Source organism: Sphingobacterium allocomposti (assembly GCF_008124885.1).
GTDB classification, from domain to species: domain Bacteria; phylum Bacteroidota; class Bacteroidia; order Sphingobacteriales; family Sphingobacteriaceae; genus Sphingobacterium; species Sphingobacterium allocomposti.
Genome location: NZ_VNHX01000019.1, coordinates 79,263 through 93,050 on the forward strand (window position 1 = coordinate 79,263; position 13,788 = coordinate 93,050).

Annotated in this window: 10 protein-coding genes; 6 read left to right on the forward strand and 4 right to left on the reverse strand. The window is 46.9% G+C overall.

Annotation, left to right across the window (positions count from 1 at the left end; genetic code table 11):
• Positions 1–2: 2 nt before the first annotated feature.
• The gene (gene rbfA, locus BC792_RS13635; RefSeq protein ID WP_148909566.1) at positions 3–374 is read right to left on the reverse strand and encodes a 30S ribosome-binding factor RbfA; all 372 of its coding nucleotides are present in this window, start codon (positions 372–374) and stop codon (positions 3–5) included.
• Between the two features lie 441 nt (positions 375–815).
• Here rbfA and BC792_RS13640 point away from each other — a divergent pair, with 441 nt between their 5' ends.
• Entirely contained in the window at positions 816–1,289 is a 474-nt protein-coding gene (locus tag BC792_RS13640; protein WP_148909567.1) for a hypothetical protein, read from the forward strand.
• A gap of 228 nt (positions 1,290–1,517) precedes the next feature.
• The gene (gene argH / locus BC792_RS13645) at positions 1,518–2,849 is read left to right on the forward strand and encodes an argininosuccinate lyase (protein ID WP_148909568.1); all 1,332 of its coding nucleotides are present in this window, start codon (positions 1,518–1,520) and stop codon (positions 2,847–2,849) included.
• 134 nt (positions 2,850–2,983) lie between these two features.
• Here argH and BC792_RS13650 read toward each other — a convergent pair whose 3' ends face one another.
• A complete protein-coding gene (locus tag BC792_RS13650) occupies positions 2,984–4,042 on the reverse strand; it encodes an aldose epimerase family protein (RefSeq protein WP_148909569.1) in 1,059 nt (352 codons plus the stop codon).
• 325 nt (positions 4,043–4,367) lie between these two features.
• Here BC792_RS13650 and BC792_RS13655 point away from each other — a divergent pair, with 325 nt between their 5' ends.
• The 4 genes from BC792_RS13655 to BC792_RS13670 are packed head-to-tail and all read left to right on the forward strand — an operon-like array spanning position 4,368 to position 9,382.
• Positions 4,368–5,714, forward strand: a complete 1,347-nt coding sequence (locus tag BC792_RS13655; RefSeq protein WP_148909570.1) for a deoxyguanosinetriphosphate triphosphohydrolase — start codon at positions 4,368–4,370, stop codon at positions 5,712–5,714.
• 46 nt (positions 5,715–5,760) lie between these two features.
• Entirely contained in the window at positions 5,761–7,884 is a 2,124-nt protein-coding gene (locus tag BC792_RS13660) for a type IA DNA topoisomerase (RefSeq protein ID WP_148909571.1), read from the forward strand.
• 58 nt (positions 7,885–7,942) lie between these two features.
• Positions 7,943–8,926, forward strand: coding sequence for a hypothetical protein (locus tag BC792_RS13665; protein WP_148909572.1), 984 nt, complete (start codon positions 7,943–7,945; stop codon positions 8,924–8,926).
• A gap of 36 nt (positions 8,927–8,962) precedes the next feature.
• Positions 8,963–9,382: an energy transducer TonB gene (locus BC792_RS13670; protein WP_148909573.1), complete on the forward strand. Its 420-nt coding sequence runs from the start codon at positions 8,963–8,965 to the stop codon at positions 9,380–9,382.
• A 64-nt stretch (positions 9,383–9,446) separates the two neighbouring features.
• On the opposite strand, the gene lat is transcribed toward BC792_RS13670, so the two are convergent.
• Positions 9,447–10,763 carry an L-lysine 6-transaminase gene (gene lat / locus BC792_RS13675; protein ID WP_148909574.1) on the reverse strand — a complete coding sequence of 439 codons (1,317 nt, stop codon included), beginning with the start codon at positions 10,761–10,763 and terminating at the stop codon, positions 9,447–9,449.
• Between the two features lie 35 nt (positions 10,764–10,798).
• Positions 10,799–12,328, reverse strand: a complete 1,530-nt coding sequence (gene amaB / locus BC792_RS13680; protein ID WP_148909575.1) for an L-piperidine-6-carboxylate dehydrogenase — start codon at positions 12,326–12,328, stop codon at positions 10,799–10,801.
• Positions 12,329–13,788 lie beyond the last annotated feature (1,460 nt).

A 13,788-nucleotide genomic window follows, 5' to 3' on the forward strand; every position in this document is an offset into this window, starting at 1 on the left:
GGTTAGTCTGGCTGTCTTGGTTCTTTGCTAATCTCTTCAAACAGTTTGTCCATGTGTTCCACGTATTCGTTTGTATCGTCGAGAAAAAACTCAAGCTGAGGGACTATCCTCGCCTGGTTCTTTATTCTTGTTCCCAGCTTATAGCGGATTTCGGTTGTTTTACTTTGGATATTTGCCAGATCTTCCTTTGCGGTCTTTGTATTAAGAAAGCTCAGGTAAACGCGTGCTATGGCCAGGTCCGGTGTAACGCGAACCTTTGTCACTGTAATGAACGCTCCTGGAGCCCAAGACTTCCCTTCTCGTTGTAATAGTTCGGCGAGGTCTTGCTGGATTACTCCGGCAAACCGTTGCTGCCTTTTACTTTCTGTTCCCATAATTCTGCTGTTTACGCCCCTACAGAGCAGGGTGCAGTTCCTTTAACAAAGATACTAATAAATACTGAGCAAACAATTTTTACGGAGCTATTGGACGGAGATGGTAATTCGCGTCAGGAGTGATTGCGGATCGATTGGATAGACTCCCGGAGATCACTTCTCGCTAACGACCTTACGATCCATATGTAACTGGCAAAGAAAAAAGCGTATCACAGGTCCGGATACGCTTTTCAGAACAAAATTAGTTTATAAATGGTTAGTCGTATTTTTTTAAGGTTTAAGACCTTCGTCTATCAAATTTAGTTTTTTGTTTAGCCTTGGCAAATAAAAGTGTGAGTATTAACTCACTTGTCTTTATTTTCTATATTCCATTTCCCCTTTACGCTTACAAACATAGGGATATAAATTATTCACACAAAGATATTTTTTAAAAAAAAGTGAGTGGTTACTTTTTTACCATTAGCAGCCATTGATATGGTTTTACGGAATCTTTTCTCAAATACACCAGCACAACAGGCGTATTCTCCGGTTTTCCGTGCGAATAGAATACAGACGGAAGTAGATGTTAGCTGGAATAAGCGTCCTAATTCAGCGTTGGGTCTGCTACGTTCTTACATAGGTTACCAGTCCGCGGTGACCTGCGGAGCCGGGAAGCAGCAGGATATACAGCAGCATGCTTCAGGGTACACGGACCTGATGTCTGTTGAGGTCGGCGTATCCGAACTACCGAAGTGGTGCTGTGCCTGCGCAAATAATTATTTGCACATGAAGTTAAAATCATTCCGCTTATTCGTCGGATATTCGATAAATTTGTCGAAATCAGATACGACCGGTGGTGACGTATTATGTACTGGAGAAATACAGGATGAAAAATGCATAAATTGCCATAACAAAAGGATGGATGACGGAATGTAGTGAGTTCATGAGTCCTTTTGATGATGGACACAAGTGAATAATTTATGGCGGCTTCATCACCGATAAAAAAACAAACAGGGTGTAACGAGCTCAACATTCAATTGAGATTTAACGCTTATACCGCCGAAGGCAGCAGGAACCGAACGCAGTGACTTATGGATAACATTGCAGACAAACACGGATGAATATGCTTTGAAAACAAACATGAATGAATAAATAACTATTCTGATGAAAATCTGGCAAAAAAATATAGACGTCGATGCATTGGTTGAGACTTTTACGGTCGGAAACGACCGCGTATTGGATATGCAATTAGCAGCTGCAGATGTGCTGGGGTCCCTAGCTCATACCAAAATGCTGAATAGTATAGGCTTATTAGATAGGGAAGACCTGGATGCGGTACAACAGGAATTAAAGCTTATTTATCGCGAGATCCTGGATGGGCGGTTTATTATAGAAGACACGGTAGAAGATGTACATTCGCAGATAGAGATGCTGCTGACACAGCGAATCGGGGAGGCCGGAAAAAAAATACACGCTGGAAGATCCCGCAACGATCAGGTGTTAGTGGATCTGAAGTTATACTTCCGTTCGGAGATACAGCGGCTTGTGTCGCTGATCGAGGGGCTGTTCCGGCAGTTGATTCGACTTAGCGAGGCTAACAAACAGGTGTTGCTACCGGGATATACCCATCTGCAGATTGCCATGCCTTCGTCTTTCGGGTTATGGTTTGGGGCCTACGCAGAAAGCCTGGTTGATGATCTGGAACTCCTAAAGTCGGCGTGGAAGGTCTGTAATAAAAATCCGCTGGGCTCGGCTGCGGGGTATGGTGCGTCGTTCCCGCTGGACCGCACGATGACAACCACGCTGCTGGGGTTCGATGATCTAAACTACAATGTCGTGTATGCTCAGATGGGACGGGGAAAAACAGAGCGTATTTTAGCCCAGGGCATGAGTGCCGTGGCGGCCACCTTGGCGAAGTTCGCCATGGATGTGTGCCTGTATATAAACCAAAATTTCGGTTTCATCTCCTTTCCTGCCCATTTGACTACGGGTTCTAGTATTATGCCGCATAAAAAAAATCCGGACGTCTTTGAGCTTGTCCGTGCACGTTGTAATAAAATCCAGGCTCTGCCGAATGAGATTGCTTTGATGACTACCAATTTGCCGTCCGGTTATCACCGGGACCTCCAGCTCCTAAAAGAGAACCTCTTTCCGGCGTTTCAGTCATTGGCTGAATGTCTCGAGATCACGACATTTATGTTGGACTATATCATCGTCAAAGAAAATATTTTGGACGATCCGAAATACGATTACCTTTTCAGCGTGGAAGTGGTTAACAATGAAGTGTTAAAAGGGGTGCCGTTCAGAGAGGCATATCGAAATATCGGGGAAGCTATTGAGAATGGCACATTTCAGCCACAGCGGGAGGTTCACCACACGCACGAGGGAAGCATAGGGAACCTATGCAACGACCAGATCGAACGCATGTTCGAAGATGTAAAGGCAGCGTTTCATTTTGAAAGGGTGGAAACGGCATTGGCAGAGCTTCTCAGCTAGGAGCGTTTTTCCTGTTCTTTCGTTGTGCCGTCGCAGCGTGGCGTCGCCCTTATTCCGGCCCCTCGCCGTCATATCGATCAGCTGCCATCCATGGAAGACGGATGTCCGTCCTCCATGGGTATACGCTGGGGAGTTTATTTTTTGATAGAGAACCGGTATATCGTTTCCGATTCGAAAATTTGCCCCGGCTCTAAAATAACAGAAGGAAAACCTTGTTGATTGGGACTGTCAGGGTAGTGTTGCGTTTCGAAACAAAAGGCGGTTCTGGAATAATATTTCCGTCCTGATTTACCGGTATCCTCGCCGGACAGAAAGTTTCCCGTATAGAATTGTATACCCGGTTCCGTCGTAAAGACCTCCAGCTGTATTCCCGAATGGGAAGAAAAAGCGAGAGCGGCGGCTCTTGAAAAAGGATGGCGATTAATGAACGTATGATCATATCCATTTCCCCGTGCGAGCTGTATATCGTCGTCGCCGATGTCGTCTGAAATCTTCTTGGGCGTGCGGAAATCAAACGGGGTATTTTCAACCGGCGCTTCCTCACCCAGCGGGATTTGATTTTCGTCAATTGGCAGATAAGAGGCAGAAGGGATGCAGATGACGTGGTTTAGTATATCGCTATGGCCTTCGCCGTTTAGGTTGAAGTAAGCGTGGTTTGTTAGGTTTATCACCGTTTTGCGATCCGTTTCAGCTTTATAAAGAATGATGATCTCGTTGTCGTCAGTGAGCTCGAACGACACATGTACTTTGAGGTTGCCCGGAAATCCCTCCTCCCCATCGGGAGAAACGTAGTAGAAGTCTATCTTCTTTTTGAAAGAAACCTGCCTATCCCATACTTTCGTATGAAAGCCGGAAGGCCCACCGTGTAACGAATTATTGCCGTTATTTTTTTGTAGCGTATAAGCCGTTCCGTCAAGAGAAAAGCTGCCTTCGGCAATTCTGTTCGCGAAACGCCCGATTGTAGCGCCGTGGTACTGCTCCTTAGCGTTTACGTAATCGTGAATAGAATTGAACCCCAATACGACATCACAAAGATTGCCTTCCCGATCAGGAACGAGAACACTCACAATGCGGGCGCCGTAATCCGTAAACGCCACCTGCATACCCGATCGGTTTTTCAGTGTAATCAAATGCGTATTCTTTCCATCTATTTTATGTTCGAAATCTTTCGCTGCGGGAATTTTGTAAATCATCGTATTTATAAATAGTTACTACTTATAAAAGTACGTATTCCACCTGACAAGCGAAAGTAAAGTGACGAAAGTCTTTTTTTATAATCCAAAATGTGTTGCATAACAGGCGGATGGACTAAATCTTTCCCCGCTTCAGGTTAAGAAACCTATATTTCATCTGTAAAATAATCTTTCAATATAATGGAAGCTAACGAAATAAATTATTTTATATGGTGTTTAACTAAATGGCTTATAAAAATGAATTACTCATGATAGTTTTTTATATTATGGTATTCGTGAATGCCAAGCATTTTATTTAGGTTTGCCGCAATACATAGTGTTTTACATGAATTGGAAACAATTGCTTTCAGCGAAACGCTGGGGATACGAGCATCGTCAGGTGAGCGACCACCTGGACGCGCGTTCTGAATTTCAGCGTGATTACGATCGATTAATATTTTCGTCTCCTTTCAGGAGACTACAAAACAAAACACAGGTTTTTCCACTGCCCGGAGCCGTGTTTGTGCACAATAGATTGACGCACAGTTTGGAGGTGGCCAGCGTCGGCCGCTCTTTGGGACGTCTATTTTATAATCTTACAAAAAAGGACAATCCGGATATTGATCGGGATTGTCCTTTTCTGCAGGAAGTAGGCAATATTATTTCTGCGGCATGCTTGTCGCACGACCTTGGAAACCCTGCTTTTGGTCATTCAGGCGAAGCAGCCATATCTTCTTATTTTATAGAAGGCGCCGGAAAGAAATATCAAGAGCTGGTTACCCCCCAGCAATGGGCCGATCTGACCCATTTTGAGGGGAACGCAAACGCTCTCCGGATCCTGACACACGCCTTCAACGGTAAAGATGAACGGGGGTATGCATTGACCTATGCAACACTTGCATCTATTGTCAAATATCCCTGCGCAGCTATAGATGGACATATCAAAGGAAACCACCATCGGAAGAAATACGGCTTCTTTGAGTCTGAGGTGCAGACATTTGAAAAGATTGCAACGGAGCTGGGGCTGGAGCGGGATCCGACTAACACGCACGGCTATCTGCGCCATCCGCTGGTCTATCTGGTAGAGGCTGCGGACGATATTTGCTATAACATCATTGATCTGGAGGATGCACACCACCTCAAGATTTTGTCGTATCAACAAGTCGAGGATCTGCTGCTGCCACTGTGTGGGGGAGAAGATCTGCGTACGAGGCTGGACGCACTGAAAGACACCGGAAGCCGGGTGGAGCTCCTGCGCGCCAAAGCTATTAATACGCTAATACACGGTTGCGCTGAAGTGTTTGCGAAGAATCAGGATGCCTTTTTATCAGGGACCTTCCGAAGTGCGTTAATTGATGCCCTCGACCAGCCGATCGTCGAACAGATGCGGCGTATATCCGACATATCGGTCGCGCAGATCTACAATGCACCGACCGTTGTTCAGATAGAGATTGCAGGCTATAAAGTTATGAACGCTCTGTTAGAAGAGTTTATTCCAGCGTATCTGAAGACGAATAAGTCCATGTTTGACAAGAAGCTGGTAGCCATGATCCCTGAACAGTTTCATACCGGGAAGAATGACGCATATGCAAAAATCAGGGCTGTACTGGATTTTGTTTCCGGCATGACGGATGTATATGCCGTCGATCTGTACCGGAAGATCAAAGGTATTTCTATTCCATCGTTAGACTAGTAGGTATAATAGGATTGATTTTAACTTTTAATTTTTTACTGGTTCAATGAAAGTAGTTATAGCGGAAAAGCCTTCGGTAGCTCGGGATCTGGCCCGTGTGATGGGTGCAAAGGAAGTGAAGGATGGGTACATTACAGGAAACGGATATGCTTTTACCTATGCTTTCGGACATCTGGTTCAGCTGTGTACTCCCCAGACGTACGGATATACGAACTGGGCTGTTTCGAATTTACCTATCATCCCGCAGGAGTTCAAGCTGGAACCAAAGAAAGTCAAAAGGGACGGCCGGCAGATTGATGACGCAGGGGCTGTCAAGCAGCTAAATATTATTAAAAGCCTTCTGAATGAAGCCGAAGAAATTATTGTGGCAACCGATGCGGGGCGGGAAGGTGAACTTATTTTCAGGAATATTTACTACTTCTTAAACTCGAAGGTTCCGTTCAAGCGGCTCTGGATTTCGTCGCAAACCGATAAAGCGATCAAAGAAGGCTTTGCCAATTTAAAGGACGGGGCGGAGTACGATAGCTTGTACATGTCGGCGAAGTCCCGGTCGGAATCGGACTGGCTTATCGGTATCAATGCGACACAGGCATTAACGTTGGCGGCCGGAAATAAAGGGCTGCTCTCGCTCGGCCGGGTACAGACCCCCACGTTGGCCATGATCTGTTCCCGTTACCTGGAGAATAAGGATTTTAAACCCCAGGCTTTCTATAAAATTCAGGCCGGATTTGAGAAAGATAATATCAAGTTTAAGGCAACCTCTAATAAAATTGAGAAGAAGGAGGAGGCCGAGCAGGCCATCGCGCAGATCTCTGTAGGGTCGGAAGCAAAGGTCACGAAAGTCGAGGCGAAGGAGGTAAAAGAACCGCCGCCTCTTTTATTCGACCTGACGTCATTGCAACAAGACGCGAATAAAAGATATGGCTACTCTGCCGATCAGACGTTGAGTATTGCCCAGACCCTCTACGAAAAAAAAGTGATAACCTATCCGCGTACAGGCTCCCGGTATATTGGCGAAGATGTATTTGAAAAGATCGGGGAATTGTTTCAGCACCTGGCGGATACAGCCGAAGAGGGAATCGCCGCCATCAGCCGGAACCTCATCGGTGCTAAGTTAAATAAGCGTTCCGTCGACGACAAAAAGGTCACCGATCACCACGCGCTGCTGGTTACCGACGAAAAGCCAGGACCCATGCCGAAGGATCAGCAACATATCTACAACATGATAGCAAAGAGAATGGTCGAGAGCTTCTCAGAGGTCTGTCTAAAAGATATTACGACGGTAACGATCGACGCCAAAGGGGTGGAGCTTGTCGCCAAAGGTACCGTCATCAAACAGTATGGCTGGCGCCTTTCTCCTGATCAGGTCGAACTGCCGGACGATGATAAAACGTCTGACGATCAGGATAATGAAAACGCGCAGCTCCCCAAGCTGGCGGCTGAAGAGGTTTTGGAGATATTATCCCTCGAGCTGGCGGAGCGGTTTACTAAAGCTAAGCCGATTCATACCGAGGCTTCTTTATTGAAGGCGATGGAAACTTCCGGAAAAGATATTGAGGATGAGGAGATGCGTCAGGCGATGAAAGATTGCGGTCTGGGAACGCCGGCGACACGTGCCGCTACAATAGAGACATTATTCCAACGCGATTATATCAAGCGCGATAAGAAAAAGCTCATTCCGACAGAAAAAGGACTGGCCGTGTACCAGTTGGTGAAAGACCGGTCTATAGCGAAAGTCACGCTCACTGGTAAGTGGGAGCAAAAGCTGGAAGAGATGCGCAGTAATAAGGTGTCCTACGACGTGTTTATGAAGCATATTAAAGACTATACCGTGAAAATCACAAAAGAACTGCTGCAACTTCGGATAGCTATTCAGCATGAGGAACTTAAACCGTTACAGAAGGGGAAGATAAAATGTCCGAAGTGTAAGCCCGGGAATGTACAGCTCTACGAAAAGGTGGGGCAATGCGATCACTATGCGCGGGGCTGCGACTTCAAAATCTGGAGAACACTCCATGGCGTTTTCCTGGATGAAAAAGAAATGAAAAACCTGCTGGAAAAGGGAAGGACCTCGGTGTTAAAAGGCGTGACGGCAAAGGAAGGGCAGGTTGCAGATACCTCGCTCATCTTTCAGGATTTTCGCGTCCTGATTGCAGACGCAACAGCGTAGTGCAGAATTGACTTCGGTTTAACATTAGGGCACAACAAAAGTAATATCTTTGCGGCCTATGGCATCAAGACTATACAATCCTTTTTTGGATTTCAAATTCGACAACAGCAGGTGTTTTCTGTCTGGAGAACCATTACAATCTGCAGATGAACAGATACAGGTTTTTCCCTTATGGATGATGAGAATGTTCGATCTGGAAGAAAAGCCGTTTAAAATGCTCGACGAGAATATCGTTACATATAAATCGCTCAAACTTCCGTGCGCATCACATGTAGCTTCATTCTTTGAGCAGTTAGAGACGCAAGTGGAACAAGCCATGATGGAGGGATATGACGCTGTCAGCCAGCTGACCGAGATCAATCTATTCCATTGGGTCGGGAAGATTCTGTACGGTGTGGTATTTAACGAAATTCAGGCTGGGATTAGACAGGCGTTTATAAGCGGCGAAGAGATGAACTTCTCGCAGGCTTTGGTGCACAAATTCCGTAATCTGCATCATATGTTGCAGTCTATTTACCTGCCGATGGAATTCGAGCATAAAAACCCATTTTCGATTTTAGTCGTACCCGTAGATAACGCGCCGGAAACTTTTAGCTATAGGGATGAGATCAACACGTTGGTTTTTTCATTTAGGATGCGTGACTTTGCGATCATAGCCACGTTGCAGGATAATGGTACAAACGCCATTTATCATGAGGACGTTTTAAAAGCCATTAACGGGAAGCTGCTGCACCCGATACAGTTTGAAGAGTTATGTGCCCGCTACTTTTATTCCGCTTATCTTTTTAACAGGCTTCCTGACTACACGTATATGGAAACTCCTGAGAAGATTTTTGTTGAGCCGATGCCATTAAACGACTGGACATTGAAGCCTATTTTTGACACTTGGCAAGTGAAGACGTATGGACAGGTCTTGGAAAACTTCTGGAAGCCGTGGGGCTTTACATTATTCGAAATTATCAAAGACCCCGAGCGCCCCATGAGTTTTATTACAGACGGTAAAGGACAATTTGTAACGGACCTTGATTTGCCAAAGCGATAAATCTTGCCTATTTTTGAAGTAGGAAGGAGGTTCGGTATGAAAGGTTGGTTGGTAGGTCTGTTTCTGGTTTTGTCGGTACATGCGCTTTTTGCTCAGGCGGACACGGACACCGCTGTGGTTGAAGAGGTGGACACCTATCCCCAGTTCCGCGGCGGGCTGGAAGGATGGAGCAGGTTTGTCCGGGACAACCTCAATTTACGTAACGTGATAAATGCCATGGATAGCACGGCTTATGTGGACTACGGTTTGCGCCAGACGGCGATAATGGAGTTTACCGTCTGCGAAGATGGCCGTGTATGCGATATAGAGATCGCCAACAAAACCAAAATAAGTCCGGAATTCGCGGAAGAGGCTATGCGTATCATGAAGCGTTCGCCGAAGTGGACTCCCGCCAGGAAAGAGGGAAAAGGTGTACGGATGCGGTTCAAGCAGTCTATAACGGCGGTATTGCAGTAATTTATGCAAATGGAAATATATACATAAAGCCGGGGACAGCCCGGCTTTATGCGTTTCTGGTTTGCTAGCAAGCGTGCGGCGGTGCTACGGTTAGCAGCGACTGTCGTACAATAGCCATGGCCTTGTCTATTTCTTCAATGGTAACGGTCAGGTGTGGCCGGAACCGGACACTTCTTCCCCCGCAGCCCAAGATAATCAGACCGTTTTGCATTGCGTTTTTTATAAAGGCGTCGCGATGCCCGCCTGTGTCGAAGTCGAAGGAAGCCATCAGGCCGAGCCCTCTCGGGTTTGAAAGATACGGATGGCTGTCAACCAGCTGCTTCAGCTGGTTTAATAGGTATCTGCCGACTTCCTGTGCCTTTTGTACGAGGTTGTCCTGTTCAATGATTTCCAAAATAAACTTGAAGCGGAGCATGTCAATGAAGTTACCACCGAAGGTCGAATTGATACGGCTGGACTCTTGGAACACGTGGTGTCCGACCCGGTCGAATGTCCGGCGGTTGGCCAGGATGCCGCATACCTGCGTTTTCTTTCCGAAGGCAATGACGTCCGGTGTTATATCAAAATGTTGATAAGCCCACATCTTTCCCGTCATAGCCAAGCCGGTTTGTACTTCATCAAGGATGAGCAGGATGTCGTGTCGGTCGCATATTTGACGGAGCTTCTTGAAAAAATCTTTGCGAAAATGGTTATCTCCTCCTTCTCCTTGTATAGGCTCTAAAATAATACAGGCTATTTCGTCAGGAAAACGAGCAATGGCGTCTTCGATTTGCCGGACAGCTTCCTCTTCGTTGCGGATGGTAGCGTTGAGCGACTCTTCCGTTAAAGGGAAGGTTAGTTTGGGGTTTATAATGCGTGGCCAGTTGAACTTCGGAAAGTACATGTATTTCCTGGGGTCCGTTGTGTTGGTCAGTGATAACGTATATCCAGACCGTCCGTGGAATGCTTCCTGGAAATGGATGACCTGCGATGCCTCTTTTGTGATGCCCTTAGCGAGGTTCAATCTCGTTTTCCAGTCAAAGGCTGCCTTTAACGCATTCTCCACGGCAAGGGCTCCGCCGGAAATAAAAAAGCAATACGATAGCTCTTGGGGGATAGCCACACGGGAAAAGGTTGTTAGGATATCGGCGTACTGATAAGGATAGGTGTCGGACATCGCAGGTTTATTAACGGCCATTTTGCCCAGGAGGTTTTGTTGTGCTACGATATAAGGATGGTTGTAGCCTACAGGCGAGGAGGCGAACATGGAAAACATATCCAGATAACGATCTCCGTTTCGATCGACAAGGTAGGACCCCGCAGATTTTTCGAGATCGAGCTCTATCGGAAAACCGTCCGCCAATATGTGCTTAGCAAGGATTTTATGTAGTTCTCTCATCATATTAGTTGTTAATCTAGGTTTCTTAAGCGATGCGATTAAAGATTGAATTTTATGCCTTGAGCGAGTGGAAGGCTCGTGCTATAATTGATGGTATTCGTCTGTCTACGCATATAGACCTTCCATGAATCGGAGCCTGACTCGCGGCCGCCGCCAGACTCTTTTTCGCCGCCGAACGCGCCACCAATTTCAGCTCCTGAAGTACCGATGTTGACATTGGCGATGCCGCAGTCAGATCCTTTATGGCTAAGAAAATATTCTGCTTCGCGAAGGTTTGTGGTCATAATCGCTGACGACAAGCCTTGTGGGACATCGTTTTGAAGCGCGATTGCCTCTTCGACGCTGCCGGTGTATCTAATAAGATAGAGGATAGGAGCAAACGTTTCAGTTTGCACAATTTTAAAATGATTTTCAACTTCTGCGATGACAGGTTTGACATAACAGCCGCTTTCAAATCCGTGTCCCGCTAATACGCCGCCGCTAACCAGAAAAGTACCGCCTTCTTCTTCTATTTTTCTCAAGGCGTCGGAGTAAGCGTTAACCGCTGCTTTATCGATGAGAGGCCCCATATGGGGTTCAGCCTCGAGCGGGTTTCCAATTTTAATTTGTCTATAGGCTTCAACCAGGGAGGTTTTCACCTGCTCGTAGATGTCTTCGTGGACAATCAGCCGACGGGTACTGGTGCACCGTTGGCCGGCAGTTCCGATTGCTCCGAACACGGCCCCCATGATGGTCATCTTTAGGTCGGCCTGCGGTGTTACGATAATGGCGTTGTTCCCGCCTAGTTCCAGCAATGACCTTCCAAGGCGTGCGGCGACGGTCGTCGCTACTTGTCTTCCCATGTGTGTGGAGCCTGTTGCCGAAATTAGGGGTATGCGTGAATCTGCTGCTAACCATTTGCCCACCTCGGCATTGCCGGTCAGTAAAGAGGATATGCCTTCCGGAAGCTGATTGGCTTGAAGGATATCAGCTAAGATCTTTTGACAAGCTACGGCACATAAGGGCGTTTTTTCGCTGCCTTTCCAGACAATCACGTTTCCGCATACCAACGCAAGGGCCGCATTCCAGGACCATACTGCGACAGGAAAGTTGAATGCTGATATAATACCTACGATGCCTAAGGGATGATATTGTTCGAACATGCGATGGGCTGGGCGTTCGGAATGTATGGTAAAGCCATAGAGCTGTCGGGATTGGCCCACAGCGAAATCGCAGATGTCGATCATTTCCTGTACTTCTCCCAGACCTTCTTGATAAGACTTCCCCATTTCATAGGATACGAGTTTGCCCAGAGCAGGCTTTAGTTCCCGAAGTTTTTCGCCGAACTGCCGGACAATTTCTCCGCGTCGCGGTGCGGGTATGTCTGCCCAGATGGATTTTGCTTGAGAGGCAGTCTGCAGGACCTTTTCGTAATCGCGGGCATCGGAAGCTGTTATTACTGCGATGGCTTGACCGTCAACAGGGGAGTATGAAGTAATTTTCGGTCCATGTCCGAACCACTGCTGACCAGTGGAGCTTCCGGCTGCGAGATCGGTGATTCCGATCTTATGAAGTTCTGTGTTTATCATAAAAAAGTTTATATTGTTCTATGTATCTGTAAAAATACTGAATATTGTTTTATAATTATAGTTGTTTGTCGATAATATTTTTTATGCTGCGAGCGTAAAGGTGAAGGCGCGGGTTTGTGAATTGTTAATCCGTAAAGATGTAAGCCGTGACCGGTGGGGATCAGCCTTCGGTACAGGGCCGGCCCACGTGCGGGGCAGAAGCCGGTCAGCGGTAAGAATAATAGAGGTTTAAATGAGGGTTGACAGAGGGTTAATAGAGGGTTTATAGAGGTAAAACTCTATATACCCTCTGTTTTCCCTTAAGGAAGACTGTCGCACGACGGCAGGAAAGGCGCCGCAGGGGCGTCGTATGTGCGAAGCTTATAGCTTATATGATTTATGCCATTAGCCATTAGCCATTAGCCATTAGCCATCCGCTATTAGCGTCGGAAAGGACCGGCATCGGTTCGACTGCGTCAGCGGGCCGCCATAATAGCCGTGAAGAACCGTTCCTTGTCTGAACGAAGTGAGTTTGGAACGGTTTAGGCTAGGATAAGGCACGGTAGCATCAAGAACCTCGGCCGAAGGACCTTGTTTACTTGGGTCCCTCCAAGTAAAACCCCGCCCCGGGTTGAGGGGCTATAAAGAAGTGAGAAATCAGAAGTGAGAAGTGAGAAGTCAGAAATCTCACTCATCTAACTTCACCTCACGACTTTACAAATCAACAACTTTACAGTTTATAGCCACTTGCCATTAGCCATTAGCCATCTGCCATTAGCCATCCGCCATCTGCCATCAGCTATCTGCCATCAGCCATCCGCCATCTGCCATCAGCTATCTGCCATCAGCCATCCGCTATCTGCCATTAGCCATCAGCTATCTGCCATCAGCCATCCACTATCTGCCATTAGCCATCCGCCATCAGCCCTCCGCTTTTGGCTTATAGCTTATATGATTTATGCCATTAGCCATCTGCTATCTGCTATCTGCCATTAGCCATCCGCCATCCGCCATCTGCCATCCGCCATCTGCCATCTGCCATCTGCCATTAGCCATTAGCCATTAGCCATCCGCCATCCGCCATCCGCCATCTGCCATCCGCCATCTGCCATCTGCCATCTGCCATTAGCCATTAGCCATCCGCCATCTGCCATTAGCCATCCGCCATCCGCCATCTGCCATCAGCCATCAGCCGGTTTAAAAATATCGTTCAGGTTTACAGGGGTTTGCGGTTTTTGGGCCGGAAAAAGGGGCGCAGGACTTGCACGGCGGGGTATAAAGTTCTATCTTTGCACCACTCCGCGAGGGAGGGACAGCACTGAAAGGCGGAAAAAGGGGGCCGGAAGGGGGATACCGTAAGGGGTTCCGCCGGCAGGACGTGGAAGCAGGAAATTATTTTAAAATAAATTTTGCGGAAACGGAAAAACCTTTTACCTTTGCAGTCCCGAACGGAATCGGGGAAAACAGAAAAGATAGTAATT

Coding starts and splice junctions, on each gene's coding strand:
- BC792_RS13665 (WP_148909572.1), top strand. CDS start 7,943: ATGGCATCAAGACTATACAATCCTTTTTTGGATTTCAAATTCGACAAC.
- BC792_RS13660 (WP_148909571.1), top strand. CDS start 5,761: ATGAAAGTAGTTATAGCGGAAAAGCCTTCGGTAGCTCGGGATCTGGCC.
- rbfA (WP_148909566.1), bottom strand. CDS start 374: ATGGGAACAGAAAGTAAAAGGCAGCAACGGTTTGCCGGAGTAATCCAG.
- BC792_RS13655 (WP_148909570.1), top strand. CDS start 4,368: ATGAATTGGAAACAATTGCTTTCAGCGAAACGCTGGGGATACGAGCAT.
- BC792_RS13650 (WP_148909569.1), bottom strand. CDS start 4,042: ATGATTTACAAAATTCCCGCAGCGAAAGATTTCGAACATAAAATAGAT.
- lat (WP_148909574.1), bottom strand. CDS start 10,763: ATGATGAGAGAACTACATAAAATCCTTGCTAAGCACATATTGGCGGAC.
- argH (WP_148909568.1), top strand. CDS start 1,518: ATGAAAATCTGGCAAAAAAATATAGACGTCGATGCATTGGTTGAGACT.
- amaB (WP_148909575.1), bottom strand. CDS start 12,328: ATGATAAACACAGAACTTCATAAGATCGGAATCACCGATCTCGCAGCC.
- BC792_RS13670 (WP_148909573.1), top strand. CDS start 8,963: ATGAAAGGTTGGTTGGTAGGTCTGTTTCTGGTTTTGTCGGTACATGCG.